This is a genomic window from Pseudoalteromonas sp. SG44-17 (assembly GCF_014164235.1).
Lineage (GTDB): Bacteria > Pseudomonadota > Gammaproteobacteria > Enterobacterales > Alteromonadaceae > Pseudoalteromonas > Pseudoalteromonas rhizosphaerae.
In genome coordinates this window covers 29,150-45,193 of record NZ_JACJEV010000032.1, presented here as the reverse complement: position 1 = coordinate 45,193, position 16,044 = coordinate 29,150, and the positions used below count along the sequence as shown (strand labels likewise).

General features: G+C 42.0%; 13 protein-coding genes. 4 read left to right on the top strand and 9 right to left on the bottom strand.

All coding sequences use genetic code 11. The annotated features are described in order from the left end of the window. Positions 1-267 precede the first annotated feature (267 nt). The 8 genes from hisIE to hisG are packed head-to-tail and all read right to left on the bottom strand — an operon-like array spanning position 268 to position 7,332. Positions 268-882 carry a bifunctional phosphoribosyl-AMP cyclohydrolase/phosphoribosyl-ATP diphosphatase HisIE gene (hisIE, locus tag H5182_RS18010; RefSeq protein ID WP_182734175.1) on the bottom strand — a complete coding sequence of 205 codons (615 nt, stop codon included), beginning with the start codon at positions 880-882 and terminating at the stop codon, positions 268-270. Further along, positions 873-1,652 (bottom strand): imidazole glycerol phosphate synthase subunit HisF, encoded by a 780-nt coding sequence (gene hisF / locus H5182_RS18005; RefSeq protein WP_182732287.1) that lies wholly within the window; start codon positions 1,650-1,652, stop codon positions 873-875. The genes hisIE and hisF overlap by 10 nt, the downstream gene beginning before the upstream one ends. Further along, the gene (locus H5182_RS18000) at positions 1,634-2,368 is read right to left on the bottom strand and encodes a 1-(5-phosphoribosyl)-5-[(5-phosphoribosylamino)methylideneamino] imidazole-4-carboxamide isomerase (RefSeq protein WP_182734177.1); all 735 of its coding nucleotides are present in this window, start codon (positions 2,366-2,368) and stop codon (positions 1,634-1,636) included. Before H5182_RS18000 ends, hisF begins: the two co-directional genes overlap by 19 nt. 38 nt (positions 2,369-2,406) lie before the next feature. Then, complete coding sequence (gene hisH, locus H5182_RS17995) at positions 2,407-2,997, bottom strand: imidazole glycerol phosphate synthase subunit HisH (RefSeq protein ID WP_182760407.1); 591 nt, start codon at positions 2,995-2,997, stop codon at positions 2,407-2,409. Further along, positions 2,994-4,055 carry a bifunctional histidinol-phosphatase/imidazoleglycerol-phosphate dehydratase HisB gene (gene hisB, locus H5182_RS17990; protein WP_145235732.1) on the bottom strand — a complete coding sequence of 354 codons (1,062 nt, stop codon included), beginning with the start codon at positions 4,053-4,055 and terminating at the stop codon, positions 2,994-2,996. Before hisB ends, hisH begins: the two co-directional genes overlap by 4 nt. Beyond that, complete coding sequence (gene hisC / locus H5182_RS17985) at positions 4,052-5,137, bottom strand: histidinol-phosphate transaminase (RefSeq protein ID WP_182734178.1); 1,086 nt, start codon at positions 5,135-5,137, stop codon at positions 4,052-4,054. Before hisC ends, hisB begins: the two co-directional genes overlap by 4 nt. Further along, positions 5,127-6,428 (bottom strand): histidinol dehydrogenase, encoded by a 1,302-nt coding sequence (gene hisD, locus H5182_RS17980; protein WP_145235726.1) that lies wholly within the window; start codon positions 6,426-6,428, stop codon positions 5,127-5,129. Before hisD ends, hisC begins: the two co-directional genes overlap by 11 nt. A 4-nt stretch (positions 6,429-6,432) precedes the next feature. After that, positions 6,433-7,332 carry an ATP phosphoribosyltransferase gene (gene hisG / locus H5182_RS17975; protein ID WP_145235723.1) on the bottom strand — a complete coding sequence of 300 codons (900 nt, stop codon included), beginning with the start codon at positions 7,330-7,332 and terminating at the stop codon, positions 6,433-6,435. 361 nt (positions 7,333-7,693) lie between these two features. On the opposite strand from hisG, the gene H5182_RS17970 reads away from it, so the two are divergent. Then, the gene (locus tag H5182_RS17970; RefSeq protein WP_149980207.1) at positions 7,694-7,927 is read left to right on the top strand and encodes a hypothetical protein; all 234 of its coding nucleotides are present in this window, start codon (positions 7,694-7,696) and stop codon (positions 7,925-7,927) included. 87 nt (positions 7,928-8,014) lie between these two features. Here the strand turns inward: H5182_RS17970 and H5182_RS17965 are convergent, their stop codons facing one another. Next, positions 8,015-9,295, bottom strand: coding sequence for a sodium:proton antiporter (locus H5182_RS17965; protein ID WP_145235717.1), 1,281 nt, complete (start codon positions 9,293-9,295; stop codon positions 8,015-8,017). A gap of 585 nt (positions 9,296-9,880) precedes the next feature. Between H5182_RS17965 and H5182_RS17960 the strand changes: the two genes are divergently transcribed. From H5182_RS17960 to H5182_RS17950, 3 genes are all read left to right on the top strand, one after another. After that, complete coding sequence (locus H5182_RS17960; protein ID WP_182760406.1) at positions 9,881-12,067, top strand: M4 family metallopeptidase; 2,187 nt, start codon at positions 9,881-9,883, stop codon at positions 12,065-12,067. Positions 12,068-12,157: 90 nt separating this feature from the next. Continuing rightward, complete coding sequence (locus H5182_RS17955) at positions 12,158-14,023, top strand: M28 family metallopeptidase (protein ID WP_182734182.1); 1,866 nt, start codon at positions 12,158-12,160, stop codon at positions 14,021-14,023. A 191-nt stretch (positions 14,024-14,214) separates the two neighbouring features. Continuing rightward, positions 14,215-16,041: an ATP-dependent DNA helicase gene (locus H5182_RS17950; RefSeq protein WP_220491309.1), complete on the top strand. Its 1,827-nt coding sequence runs from the start codon at positions 14,215-14,217 to the stop codon at positions 16,039-16,041. Positions 16,042-16,044 lie beyond the last annotated feature (3 nt).

Genomic DNA, 16,044 nt, shown 5'->3' with positions numbered 1-16,044 from the left:
TAACTTATTAATAAAAATGTTAGCATTCATTTGAAGCTCTTTTCTTGATTCTGTGGTTTGTGTGGTAACAACCATTTGATCATGAATTGAGCTTCAACTCAATTTCTTAAGATCTTACCTATGACTTGAATGTAAGTAACGGGCGTGAGGCGGATGATCCTCTGCACTAAAACTGGACATGGCACTAAGCAATGTTTTTGAATTCATTCCTTAAGTATATTTAAAAAGCGCTAAGTATAACTCAGCGCTTAATTAGTATTTTAATAGTTACTTATGTCTTCCTTGCAAACACGCTACTACGTCTTGTAGCTCTAGACCTTGGCGCTGTAGCAATACGATTAAGTGATATATCAAATCAGCGGATTCATTGGTTAGCTCTTCGTTATCATGTTTCATTGCAGCTAAAGCGACCTCAACGCCTTCTTCACCCACTTTTTGACAACTGCGGCTTAAATCTTTAGCAAACAAAGAGGCGGTGTAGCTTTTTTCAGGGTCGTCGTTTTTACGCGATACAATCACTTGCTCAAGCTGCGCTAAGAAGCTTAGGCTTGGTTTTGCAGCATCACCAAAACAACTTTGTGTGCCTAAATGACAAGTTGGCCCAAGTGGGTTAGCCAGCACTAAAATAGAGTCATAGTCGCAATCAGTATGAACAGACACCACTTCTAAGTAATTCTCAGAGGTTTCGCCTTTGGTCCATAAACGGTTTTTTGAACGCGAGTAAAACGTCACTTTTTGCTTTTCAAAGGTGACTTCCAGCGATTCTTGATTCATAAAGCCTTGCATTAAAATAACCCCAGTACGGGCATCTTGCACGATGGCAGGGATCAATTCGCTTTTAGTAAAATCAACTTGGGTAAGGTTTTGTTTGGTTAGTTGCATAGTCGCGCCGCCACTTGGTTATCTATTAAATATTGTTTTAATTCGCCGATATTGATCACATTTTTGTGAAATACGCTGGCTGCCAGTGCGCCATCAACGTGGCTTTGTTTAAATACATCGACAAAATCTTGCATGGTGCCAGCACCGCCTGAGGCGATAAGTGGAATATCACACAAAGCACGCATTTTAGACAGCTGCTGGTTATCGTAGCCATTACGTACGCCATCTTGGTTCATGCAGTTGAGTACGATTTCGCCTGCGCCTAAGTCTTGCACGCGTTTTACCCACTCTTCGGTTTTATAACGGGTGCGACTTGACGCATTAGGATCGCCAGTAAGCTGATACACTAAATATTCGCCAGTTACTTCATCGTAAAAGCTATCAATGCCGACAACGACACATTGTTTGCCAAACTCATCATGTAGTTCTTTGATAAGCTCAGGACGGGCAATAGCAGGGCTGTTTATACTGATTTTATCAGCGCCGCGTTCTAATACGCGCGCTGCATCAGCCACTGATTTAATACCACCTGCAACACAAAATGGAATATCAATATGACGTGCTATGCTCTCTACCCAGTTTACATCGAGAAGGCGTTTTTCAACACTGGCGCTAATTTCATAAAATACCAGTTCGTCAGCACCGGCTTCGCTATACGCTTTAGCCATTGTTAATATGTCGCCAACCACTTCGTGGCCTTTAAATTTAACGCCTTTGACTACTTGGCCGTCTTTAACGTCTAAACACGGGATTATGCGCTTTGATAACATGCCAACGCCTCCTCTACATTAAATGCGCCATCAAGCAGTGACTTACCTAAAATAACACCGCCTACGCCAAGCTCTTTGAGCTTTTTAATGTCATCAAGCGAGCTTACACCCCCAGACGCTTGTACTTTAATATTGCTGTTGTGTTTTATTAAGTCTTCATACAATGCAAACGAAGGACCAGTCATGGTGCCGTCTTTACTGATGTCCGTGCATAGAAAGTCAATTACACCCAGTGCTACATAAAAATCTACTAATTCAAATAAGCCGAATTCTGATTCACTTAACCAACCGTGAGTGGCAGGGGCCCAGCCATTATCGGCTTTATTAACGTCGAGGGCGATAACAAAGTGCTTGGCACCGAATTTTTCAATCCAGTTTTTTACTTCATCGCGTTTTTCAACCGCCATAGAGCCAATTACTACTTGGTTAGCACCGGCTTTAAGCCAGTCGCTTACGTCTTGTTCTGTCCGAATACCGCCACCAACTTGATACGGTACGTTTAGTGCTTTGGTGGCTGCTTGAATGTGTTGCCATTGTTTTTTATTAGGATCGCGTGCGCCTTCTAAATCAACAAGGTGTAATTTACCTGCGCCGCTTTGTGCGTACTCTTGTAAGCGCGCACCAAGCTCAAACGGGTAAAACTGTGCGGTATCGTATTTACCTTGATATAAGCGCACAATTTGATTTTGTAATACATCTAATGCTGGAATAATCACTTGAATTCTCTTTATTAATTTGTGTTGATACGCTTTATTTATAGCTGCCAGTCTAAAAAGTTCTGCAATAACTGAGTGCCGACTTTAGCGCTACGTTCAGGGTGAAATTGCATACCCGCGTAGTTATCGTTGGCAACAATCGCTGAGAAGGTTTGCCCGTATTCGCCACTAACCAATGTTGCATCATTCACGGTATGAGCAAAACTATGCACAAAATATACTTGCTTGTTTGCATTAAGGCCTTTGGTTAAAGCATGTTCACGATTAACGGTGAGGTTATTCCAACCCATGTGCGGAGACGTTAAACTACCCACATCAAGTGCTTTAACGTGCCCAGGTATTTTGCCAAGGCATTGCACATTACCTTCTTCAGTGCTTTCGCACAGTAACTGCATGCCTAAACAAATTCCCATCAGAGGGCGTTGGTATTCATTGATTGCCTGTTGCCAACCGCCTTCTACCAAGCGCTTCATAGCAACAGATGCATGGCCAACACCTGGTAAAATGGCGCGTTCAAAGTTTTTAAGTTGCTCTGGCGAGGTGATCACTTCTGGCGTTTGCCCTAAGCGCTCAAAAGCAAAGCGTACAGAGTTTATGTTGGCACAACCGGTGTTAATTATGGCAATCATAAACACCCCTTAGAGCTTGCTGTTTGTTGGCTGGCGTCAGCGGCAATGGCCATACGTAAAGCGCGAGAAAACGCTTTAAATAAACCTTCAACTTGGTGATGACAGTTACCGTCGCTAACCGACAATATTAAGCTGATCGCTGCATTGTCGCTTAAGCTTTTGAAAAAGTGTTCAACCATTTGTACGTCTAAATCACCGGCTTTTTCACGGCTAAAGTTAGCGTTTAATACAAACGAAGCACGACCTGACAAGTCAATTTGTGCCTCTGCTTTGCATTCATCCATCGGTAGGGCAAAACCATAGCGAGCAATTTGTGATTTAGTACCAAGGGCTTGTTTAAGCGCTAAACCAAGGGCAATGCCGATATCTTCAACAAGGTGGTGCTCGTCAATGTGCAAGTCGCCGCTGGCTTGAATATCAAGGCCAATATTGGCATGGGTGCGAATTTGATCAAGCATGTGATCAAAAAAGCCTAGGCCAGTGCTGATCTCGCCATTTTTACTTTGATCTAAATTGAGTTTTACATCAATTTGCGTTTCTTTAGTGTTGCGAGTCACGCGGCCTTGTCGATCAGCGGTGGTAAGTTTAGTGACAATTGCATTCCAATCACCGTCATACAAAATACCTTCACAACACAAGTTTTGTGCAAGGCCAATATCTGTTTGGCGATCGCCAATCACAAATGAGCGTGCTAAATCGACTTTACCTGAGCGCATTAACTCGGTAAGCAACCCTGTTTTTGGCTTACGACAATCACAATTTTGCTCATTAAAGTGTGGGCAAATTAATACGTCGTCAAATTTAATGCCTTGGCTTGATAAAATAGCCATCATCTTATCTTGGGCAATATCAAAATCAGCCGTTGGAAAGCTGTCAGTGCCTAAGCCATCTTGGTTTGACACCATCACTAAACGATAGCCTGCGCCTTGTAATTGCAAAAGAGCAGGGATCACGTTTGGTAAAAACGCTAACTTTTCAAGACTGTCTACTTGCTTGTCGGTGATTGGCTCTTCAATAATAGTGCCATCACGGTCGATAAATAAATACGGGTTGCTCATGATACTTCCTGCTCTTTAAAAGTGGCTGATTGGCTTAGGCCATCTAACCATATTTTTACTTGTTCTAGTTCTTGCTCACTGCCGATTGAAATACGTAGCCAATCGTTTTCGCCGTATAAAGTAAAAGCACGCATAACTAAGCCTTGCTCAAGTGCGATATTAAAGCTGTTTTTATCGGCGAGCTTTAGAGTGACAAAGTTTCCTTCGCCACTGAGCACTTGTAATACGGCAGGGGAGGCTTCGAGCCACAGCTTTAGCTTTGCCCTTAGTGCATTTAAAATACTTACTTGGCGACGCATTGAAGTAATGGCATCTGGGCTGAGTGCATTTGCAGCAATGCTTGCCACTACCGTTGATACCGGATACGGTGCAATCACTTTACGGATTGGTGCTAGTACTGACGATTGGGCAAGAGTAAAGCCTGTACGCAGGCCTGCTAACGCAAATGCTTTAGAGAGCGTTCTCAGTACTACTATGTTGGCAAATTCGTTGATGAGTTTGCTTGCACTTTGCTCTGGGCAAAATTCAATATAAGCTTCATCCACAACGACCAGTGCTTTATCGGCAAGTGCTGTTGCAATAGCCTTTATTTTTTCAAGCGGTGTTAAGCTGCCTGTTGGGTTATTTGGATTACAAATAAACACTAATTTGCTATTACCAACAGCGTTGATTATTTGATCAACAGTACCATCGAATAATAATGCTTGGCTTAAGCCATTTATTGCTACGTTGTGAGTGTCGGCGGTGACTTTGTACATGCCGTACGTAGGTAAAAATAAAGCAACCGAATCTTGCTCTGGTTGGCAATAGGTGCGTACCAGTAGCTCAATACCTTCATCCGCACCACGGGTCATAAGTACTTGTTCAGCAGTGAGTCCTGCGTAATCAGCATAGCGGTTAATAACATTCATAGGCTGCGGATCAGGGTAGCGATTTAAATCATTAATGCTGATATCGATACTTTTAACATACGGGCTTTCATTTGCATTAAGCCACGTTGTGCCGGTTAGTTTCTCACTTTTTGCCGAGCTATATGCTGCTAATGCATCAATATTGGCCGGTAATAAAGGGTTATTGCTCATTGTTCATCGCCTCTAAACGCACCTTAACGGCATTTGCGTGGGCATCAAGTCCTTCTGCATCAGCCAATGGTAAAATTGCTTTTGATAAGTTTTTTAAACCATTTTGAGTAATGGTTTGTACGGTATAAGTGCGAAAAAAATCAAGTAAGTTTAAGCTTGAATAAGTGGCACTGTAGCCATAGGTTGGTAATACGTGATTAGTACCAGAGGCATAATCACCAGCAGATTCTGGCGTGTAGTCACCCACAAACACAGATCCTGCATTTTTAACTTTGTTTAAATATGGGTTGGCATCAGCCAGTTGCAGTATTAAGTGTTCAGGGCCGTATTGTGCTGATACAGCAAATGCTTGCTCGATTGAATCAACCAAAATAAGCGATGAATTAGCCAATGCTTTTGCGGCAATATCTTGACGCGATAGTTTGGCTAATTGGCGTTCAATAGCTTGCTCGGTGCGGGCAATCATACGTTCACTGTTACACAGTAAAATTACTTGCGAATCAGCGCCGTGCTCAGCTTGAGATAATAAATCAGCGGCAATAAATTCAGGGTTTGCGCGCTCATCGGCAATCACTAACACCTCAGACGGGCCCGCAGGCATATCGATCGCCATGCCTGGTATGGTCTGAGCTACTAGTTGTTTAGCCATAGTCACAAAGCTGTTACCCGGGCCAAAAATTTTATTCACCTTGGGCACTGAGTCTGTACCATAAGCCATTGCGGCGATTGCACCTGCGCCGCCACTTTCTACGATTGTTTTGATACCGCATAGTTTAGCCGCATATAAAATTGCTGGGTTTATCGGTAAATCACCTTGCACCGGTGTTGCTAACACTACGGTTGTCGCTCCACTTAGCTGCGCCAGTACACCTTGCATGATCACTGATGAAGGCAATGGCGCACTGCCACCTGGCACATATATTCCAACGGCTTCAATGGCTTGGTATTTTAGTTCACATAACACACCGGGCTGAGTCGACAATTTAATATCTTTGGGTAGCTGTGCTTGGTGAAAACGTTTTACATTAGCGTAGGCTGTGTCTATCGCGTATTTAAGCTCAGCGCTTAACTGCTGCTCAGCGACATTGATCTCACTTTGCGGCACTAATAAGCGCGGATTTTCGCGGTTATCATATTGCTTAGCCATGTCGAGTAAGGCTGTGTCGCCTTGCTCTTTTACGCTTGCCATAATAGCTTGGCAAATAGCTTCTACTTCCACACTTGCACTAACAGCAGGGCGCATTAGCGCCGCTGCTTGTGCATCTTTGGAAACCTCATTCCAGCGCAACATTGACTTACTCCATCATTTTTTCAATTGGCATAACGAGGATAGAGTTGGCGCCTAGCGCTTTTAATTGCTCCATTGTTTCCCAAAATAATGTTTCACTGCTCACCATGTGCAGGGCTACGTACTCATCAGAGCCAGCAAGAGCTAATACCGTTGGTTGGCCAGAGCCTGGTAAAATATCGCAAATTTCATCCAGTTTATCTTTTGGCGCGTGCAGCATGATGTATTTGCTTTCTTTGGCTTGTCTCACGCCGCGTAAGCGTGGCATAAGTTTGTTGATAAGTGCTAGTTTGTCAGCATCTTGTAAGTCTTTATTTTGGATAAGGCAGGCGTTTGATTCTAAAATAGTATCGCCTTGCATAAGGCCGTTGGCTTCAAGTGTGGCACCGGTAGATACTAAATCACAAATTGCATCAGCAAGTCCTGCACGTGGTGCGACTTCTACAGAGCCAGTCAGCATTACTGTGCTGGCGTTTATGCCTTCACGCTTTAAGTATTGAGTTAAGATTTCAGGGTAGGTGGTAGCAATGCGTTTGCCTTCAAACCAGCTTTTATCTTGCTTGCCAAGTTCTGACGGCCATGCAAGTGCAAGGCGACAGTAGCCAAAATCAAGTTTAGACAATTTAGTTACTTCACTTGGTACGCCTTGGCGCTGGCGCTCAGCTTGTACTTCAACGAGTACGTTTTCGCCTACTATGCCTAAATCACACACGCCGTCCATTACCAGACCGGGTATATCGTCATCGCGCACACGTAGTACGTCAATCGGCATATTGGTTGAGTGGGCAATCAAACGTTGCTCACGCAAGTTAAGTTTAACACCTAGCTGTTTTAGTAAGTCTTGGCAATCTTTAGAAAGGCGGCCACCTTTTTGGATGGCGATACGTAGACGGTTGCTATTACTCATTATTCATTTTTCCTTTAATTTAAAAACTAAAAACCCCGAGGGAACCTCAGGGCGAAAAATGAATCATTGTATGTTGACTCGCCAGAGGTTCCTTTTAGGAATAACCTCTCAGCGAAAGACCTGACAGGTTATTCCGGTGAATGGTGGTGATGATGTACTGTTGTCAGGTTTAAGCGCATTATAATATATCCTAAATAACTTTCGTTTTATCATTGCTTCATGTAAACAAAAGTGTTTAATCTGTTTAAGTAAATTTCACATATAGAAAAACACATTTGTGGGGAAGCTGGCAAGTTTTTTTTGCATAAATTAAAGAATAAGCTATAACGGCCGATGATAAGAGTAACCAAAGGAGGAACGTATGGATATTATGATCCCTTATTTAGGGCAGATCACTCGTTTGCAACTTGAGTCGAAAGGCGCTTTTCATATTGCGGGGCTAAAAGATTCGAACGCGCAGCGAATTGAACGTGAAAAGCGGCAAAAACGTCAGTTGGAGCGCAAAGAACTACTGCCTAAAGAAAAGCTTGAAACAGCTAAGAAAGAGCGCAAAACAGACGAGGAAGACGAAACCCATTTAGACACATGGGCGTAATATTTATAGGATCTTATGCATAGGAAATGCATAACTAATTCTAGCACCGTAAGCATTAGCTCGCGGCGCCAGAAGTAAGTTTAAATGTTAGTTTTGTTGTTTGGCACTAATGCTACTGTGAATTAACGGCGAAATAGTGAGCCCTTGCACAATAATCGAAAATATCACCACAACGTAGGTAACAATAACAAGCAGGTTATGTAAATCAGAGCCGCCCACAAATACTTGATCACGAGGAATTGCCGCAGCCATTGCTAAAGCAAGGCCACCGCGCAGGCCGCCCCAGGTTAAAATTTTAACTGAGTGTTTGTCGTATTTTCTAAATTTCTTAAATACCACAAACGGTGCGCCAACACTGATAAAGCGAGCAAGTAATACTACAGGCACCATTAGTAGTCCTAAACCAATTTCAGCTAGGCTGATGGGCATAGTGACAATTAGCATACCGATAATCAAAAACAACAACGCATTTAAAAAGCTATCGGTGGCGTGCCAAAAGTCTTTTACGTAGCGAGTGTCTTCAGGCCCGGTGCGCTCTGTCGCTTTAGTACGGGTTATATTACCTAACAATATACCGCTAGTTACCATCGCCAGTGCGCCAGATATTTCCCATATATTGGCAGCGGCGAATCCTGCTGTCGGTATAGTTAAGGTTAGTAACAAGCGAATATTTACATCACGACTGTTGATGATCAGATAATGACCCACTAACGCAATCACTAAACCAAATGCAATCCCTCCCAGTGCGTCGACAAAGAATAGCTCTGCAATGCCTGCTGCACTGGCTTCAGTGTCGAGAAAAGCCACGGCAAAAATAGTGGTAAAAATAACTAAACCAATACCGTCATTAAATAATGATTCACCTTCAACTTGCACAGAAATGCCTTCAGGGGCACGCATTTGTTTAATAATTGCAAGCACTGCAATTGGATCGGTTGGACTTATTAATGCACCAAACAATAAACAATAGATAAAAGGCACCGCAAAGCCTAACGCGGCAAATAAGTAAAAGCTTAAAAAGCCAATGATAAAGGTGGAGGCTAAGGTCGAAAATAACACCAGTACGGTAATTTCAAAACGTTGTTTTTTGAGTGCCGCAAGGTTAATTTCCAGTGCGCCTGCAAACAGTAAAAAGCCGAGCATGCCTTTGAGTAATAATTGATTAAAATCGATACTTGAGACTATTTGTGTAATCTCCAGTGCGGTTGAATCGCCCAATAATTTTACCGCGAGTATTAATAACAATGAAATCACTACTGAGCCAGTTGTTATGGCAATAGTGGTTTGCATTTTGAGGATATACTGGTTAGCAAATGCGATAAAAATCGCTAATGCAGATAAAAAACAAATGAGGTACCAAGCATTCATTGTTTGACCTTAAATAATATATTGGAATGAGCAAAAGGGAATGTACTTTCGCGCGGGTATGTTACTCCTGAGACTTTGAAATGTCACCGCGACAATGCTGATAATTACACTTTTAAGAGGCGTTTTTGCTACTCACGTAGCAACAACGAAATTAATTGATGGTTTTGTTTGAGACTTTATCGACATTACTGCTTTTAAACCGCAATAGCTTCTTTGCTAATCGTCAATATTTGCAGTTTGCTATCTACATATATAGCTCTGTTGTCAATCAACATAATCACTGCAGTTATAGGTCTGAGCAGAAATGACATTTAATACATTACCAATAATAAAGACAAATGAAATGCAAGTAAATGTTAATTTTATGTATCCATATATTTACATTTGCTGGGTTTCTTTTGTTTTTTAATTAACAATTTAAGGTTAAGTCATTGTTTTAGAGTGTTTCAGCTTTCGCATTTGTTAATTTTTTGTTTAATTTTCAATTTCAGTAAAAACAGTCTAGGCTGAATCTGAATCGGGAACGGGTAGTGCCGGTTTAATACAAAAATATTAAATAAATAACAATTTAAATGGAGCGTAAACGTGAATTTATCTAAAATCACATTAGCAACTCTTGCTGCTTTTGCGGTAACGCAAGTATCAAGTGCAGTAGCTGCAAATAAACAATATCTGAATGAGCAAGCAGCCCTAACTACAGCTTTGCAAAATAGTGCGTCATCGGTACTTATGGCAAGCCCAATCCAGTTAGTTGGTTTGGATGCAGGTAATGAGTTAGTCGTATTAAAAGAAGTAAAAAGTAATAATGGTGATACGACTCGGCGTTATCAACAACAGTATCAAGGATTACCAGTCATTGGTGATACTGTGAGTTTAACGTTTGATAATAATGGCCAATTAAAACGCGCTCATGGTGCTGCTGTATATGATATTAGTAGCGATATAAGCTCAGTGATGCCAAAACTCAGTAAAAAAATGGCTATTACACAGGGGTTAAAAAACTCCCCCGCAGCGGCTAAATCAGTAAGCCTTAAAAAACACAATGAACAATCGCGTTTAGCGATTTGGCTTGATGCGCAACATGTCGCACATTTAGTGTATGAAGTATCGTATGTTACTTATGGTGCTAATCCTTCTCGACCTTATCAGATCATTGATGCGAATTCTGGTGAGGTTTTGCATAGCTTTGATAACCTTCAACATGCCAATGCTACAGGCCCTGGTGGAAATTTAAAAACAGGAAAGTACATTTACGGAACTGATTTTAGTAGTTTAGATGTGTCGCAATCAGGCAACACTTGCACCATGAATAACGCAAATGTTAAAACCATTAATTTAAATGGTGGCACCAGTGGCTCTTCAGCGTATTCCTTTACTTGCCCCGAAAACACCTTTAAGGAAATAAATGGCGCTTATTCGCCATTAAATGACGCGCACTACTTTGGTAATGTCATTTTTAATATGTATAACGACTGGATTGGTTCTCCTCCGCTGTCTTTTCAATTGCAAATGCGTGTTCATTACGGCAGTAATTATGAAAATGCTTTTTGGGACGGATCAGCAATGACTTTTGGTGATGGTCAAAATACCTTTTATCCATTAGTTAGTTTAGATGTTTCTGCTCATGAAGTTAGCCATGGTTTTACTGAGCAAAATTCAGGGCTTGTATACAGTGGGAAATCGGGCGGCTTGAATGAAGCGTTTTCTGATATGGCTGGTGAAGCTGCCGAGTTTTATATGCTAGGCACTAATGATTGGTTAGTTGGCCAAGAAATTTTCAAAGGCAATGGTGCATTGCGTTACATGAATAACCCGACCCAAGATGGTAGTTCAATTGATAACCAATCGAGTTATTATTCTGGGATGGATGTACATTACAGCTCCGGTGTATTTAATAAAGCATTCTATAACTTAGCAACTAAAGCTGGTTGGGATACTAGAAAAGCTTTTGAGGTTATGGCGCGTGCAAACCAATTATATTGGACCGCTAGTACCAATTGGGACTTGGCAGGGAATGGCGTAATGGATGCGGCATGTGATTTAGATTACAGCCCAGGTGATGTACAAAGCGCACTTGCGGCAGTGGGTGTAACGTCAAATTTAAGCCCTGGCAGTAGTTGTGGAGGAGTAGAGCCACCAATTGACGAGCCACTTAGCAATGGCGTGCCACGCACTGGGATCAGTGGTACAGAAAAACAGCAACTGTTCTTTACCTTAGAAGTACCAGCTAATGCCACTAATTTGCAGTTTAATACGGTAGGTGGCAGTGGTGATGCGGACTTGTATGTAAAATTTGCGCAAAGACCAACACTAAATAGTTTTGACTGTAACAGCACGACTTCAACCAGCACTGAAAGCTGTGCTATCAGCAATGTTCAAGCAGGTACTTACTATGTAATGGTTGAAGCCTGGAACCAAATATCGGGCGTTTCACTCACGGGGAGTTTTGATGGCGGTGATACGGGTAGTACACCAATAAACCGTACTGAAACCAATGTAAGTGTTAGCTCAGGTGGTTGGACTCGTTTTAGTCAAGAACTAAGCGCAGGTTATTCAACATTGAATGTCGCTATAGCGGGTGGTTCTGGTGATGCAGACTTGTATGTTAATTTTGGTTCGCCATCATCAACATCGTCTTATCAATGTCGACCATATAAAAATGGTAACAACGAAAGTTGCGAAATTACTGCTCCACAAGCGGGCACTTGGTATATTGATTTACAAGGCTACAGCGCGGCAAGTGGCGTAACGTTAACAATAACGGCTAACTAATCCCTCACCTAAGGGAGCATTCGCTCCCTTTTTTCCCCTTATATTTTCAGAGTCTGAATTTGGGTAAACACAGAAAAAAAGGAAACTGTTATGAATATCTTTGCACCAAGCGTCCTGCTTGGCACTGTGTCATTATTGGTAAGTCAGCTGGTAATAGCACAAGAGCCTGACAGTATTTGGGTAAGTATTGACCCTGTAGCAGCTAAACATTACAAATTAAACCAAACAGCTCATAAACACAGTACAGAGCTCCTCGCTCCACAAGCATCCAGCTTATCTTCTGTTGATTTTATGCGTATTAAACAGGCTGAAGTGGCTAATTTAAGTGAATTTATGCACGACAATTACCATCGTTGCGGTGGCTTTGTAGCACATGAATCATTGCTTGAGGCGCAGCTTTATACTGAGCAATTAGCTAAAGTACAGAATCAGTCAATCAACAGTTTGGCTATTAACTACACAATAGATAATGCGCAAACGGTACAGACACTGATCAATAACATTAGTCCTAATGATCTAACCAATACCGTTAATTCGTTGAGTGCTTTTAATAATCGCTATTACTCAGTACAAAGTGGAGTTGATGCATCTCAATGGTTAAAAGATTATTGGCAACAGTTAGCGAGCAACCGCGCTGATATTAGTGTTGATTACTTTAGCCATAGTTGGTCGCAATCATCTGTAATTGTGACTATTCAAGGCAGCGAAAAAGCGGATGAAATAGTAATTGTTGGCGGTCATTTAGATTCAATTAATCAATCAAATCCTAGTAATGGTAGAGCGCCCGGTGCGGATGATAATGCCTCCGGTATTGCGGTCTTGTCAGAAGTGCTTCGGGCAATCGTAGATAATAACTATCAACCACAAAGAACAATCCAAATTATGGGTTTTGCAGCTGAAGAAGTAGGGCTGCGAGGTTCAAAAGCGATTGCAACGGCGTATAAATCACAGGGAAAAAATGTGGTAGGTATGGTGCAATTTGATATGACCGGTAATCATGGCAGTAGCGATGATATTGTGATGATGACAGATTATACTAACAGCGGCCAAAATCAGTTTTTGGGACAATTGATCGACACTTATTTACCCACCCTAAGTTATGGTTTTGATCAGTGTGGATATGGCTGTTCAGATCATGCTTCGTGGTATCAGCAGGGCTTTGCCGCCTCAATGCCATTTGAGTCGCGCATGGCTGATATTAACCCGCTAATCCATACTGCAAACGACAGTAATTTTGATGCTGATCATGCGAGTAAATTTGCCAAACTTGCGGTGAGCTACTTAGCTGAACTGGCTAAAAATGCCGGCTATGAAGTACCACCCACTGACAATGAACTGGAAAATGGTGTCACAGTGTCTGGAATTAATGCGCTTGCTAAAGAGCAAGTTTTTTATACCTTAGCAGTCCCTGCAGGAAGTAGTAATTTAAACTTTACTACAGCAGGTGGCAGTGGCGATGCTGATCTATACGTTAAGTTTGGCGCACCGCCTACTTTACAAGACTTTGACTGTAACAGCACTAATTCAAGCAGTAATGAAGCATGCGCTATTAGTAATATACAATCAGGTACATATCATGTCATGGTTGAAGCATGGAGCGCTATTACCGGTGTTTCCTTAACGGGTAGTTATGATGGTGACAATAATGTACCGACACCGATTAATCGTACCGAGACGAATGTCAGTGTGGCAACAGGAGGTTGGACTCGCTTTAGTCAAAATATCAGTGCGGGTTACGCGTCGTTAAATATTTCTATTTTAGGTGGTAGCGGGGATGCTGATCTGTATGTGAATTTCGGTTCGCCGTCATCAACGTCAACATATCAATGTCGACCTTATAAAAATGGTAATAATGAAAGCTGTACTATTAGCAATCCCCAAGCTGGTGCTTGGTATATTGATTTACAAGGTTATACTGCTGCAAGTGGTATTACTTTAACGATCAACGCACAATAATAACAATAGCAAAGGGGCATTGCTCCTTTGCTATTTGCTTTGCGTATTCACTTGCCCTTGGGGCTATGCTTACGTAAAATCCCGCTATTATTTTTAGCAAAGCGATCGTTATTATCAAACAGCTTTTTAGTGCAGCAGGTCCGTTAGCGCAATCTTTAGATGGTTATACGCCTCGCCAACCGCAGATCGATATGGCGGTTGCGGTGAGTGATGCATTAAAAAACCGCTCGCAATTAGTGGTTGAAGCGGGCACTGGTACAGGTAAAACCTACGCTTATTTAGCCCCCGCGCTAAAGTCTAAAGGTAAAACAATAATTTCAACCGGCACGAAAGCGCTGCAAGAACAATTATATCACCGTGATTTACCACAATTAGTCAAAGCGCTTAGTGCGAGTAAAAAAACCGCGCTGCTAAAAGGGCGCAGTAACTATCTATGTACTTATCGGCTTAATCAGCATGTTGCCCATGTACCGACCGATGATTCTGATGTGATGCATCAATTGGCCATGGTGGCTAAATTTGCCAGTGAAACGCACACCGGTGATCTGGCTGATTGTATTGGTATCGAAGAAGATGCCAAAGTATTACCTTATGTAAGCTCCACTGCGGATAACTGCTTAGGTAAAGAGTGTCCTGATTTTCAAGATTGCTATATTCGCAAAGCCCGCTTAAAAGCGATGGATGCCGATATAGTAGTGGTTAACCATCATTTGTTTTTTGCAGACATGGCGGTAAAAGATACCGGCTTTGCTGAACTCATTCCCACAGCTGATGCCTATATATTTGATGAAGCACACCAATTAAGTGAAATTGCCAGTGATTACTTTGGTGAGAGTATCAGCACTAAAAAGCTGGTGGACTTAATTAATGATTTACGAGCAATTTATCGCTCTGACATTCCGGATATGCTGCAACTTGGTAAAACCTTAAATAAGCTTGAAACCAGTGTTGCAGACTTGCGCTTACAATTTGGCTTAGATGGTAGCCGAGGTGATTGGCGACAAATGCTGGCAAGTAAAGAAATTTGCGCCGCGTTACATAGGGTGATCAGCGATTTAGACTTTTTGTATCAAGTACTCAAACATTGTTTAGACCGTAGCGATAAAATAGAACACCCATTTGAGCGTACCTTAGCTTTTAAAGGGCAATTAGAGCGGGTGTTTGATATAAGCCAAACAGGTAACAGTTATTGGTATGAAACAACACGCCGCTATTTAACCGTACATATAACTCCGCTTAACGTATCAGTTAAATTTGCGCAAATGATGGCAGACACGGGGGCTGGCTTTGTATTCACCTCAGCGACTCTATCTGTCGATAATGCACTTGATCATTTTAACGCAAGCCTAGGCCTTAAGCCTGCCAAAAGTATGATGGTTGATAGTCCGTTTGATTATTATCAGCAAGCCTTATTATGTTTACCGCGTTATTTGCCTGAAACACATGCAGCGAATATGCCTCATGCGATTGTTAAGCTTACCCTCGATTTAATTAAAGCAGCAAAAGGGCGCTGCTTTGTATTGTTTACCAGCTATCGGATGATGCATTTAGTCGCCGAAGGGCTAAGTACGCAGATTGATTATCCTATTTATATGCAAGGGCAAATGTCTAAACGTATTATTTTAGAAAAATTTACCCGCCATGGTAATGCCGTATTATTAGGTACTGCGTCGTTTTGGGAAGGAGTTGATGTCAGAGGTAGCACACTCAGTTGTGTTATTATTGATAAGTTACCCTTTGCAGCACCCGATGATCCACTGCTCCAAGCTAAAATGCAAGATGCGCAATTACAAGGACATGATCCCTTTGCTTATATTCAACTGCCACAAGCGGTGATTGCACTAAAACAAGGCGTTGGACGACTGATCCGCGATAGTAAGGATAAAGGGGTGTTGGTGATTTGCGATAACCGTTTAGTGACACGCCAATACGGCCAAGTCTTTTTAAAAAGCTTGCCGCCGATGCGCCGCACACGTAGCCTTCAAGTGGCCAGTGAATTTTTAGAACACATTAACTAGAGA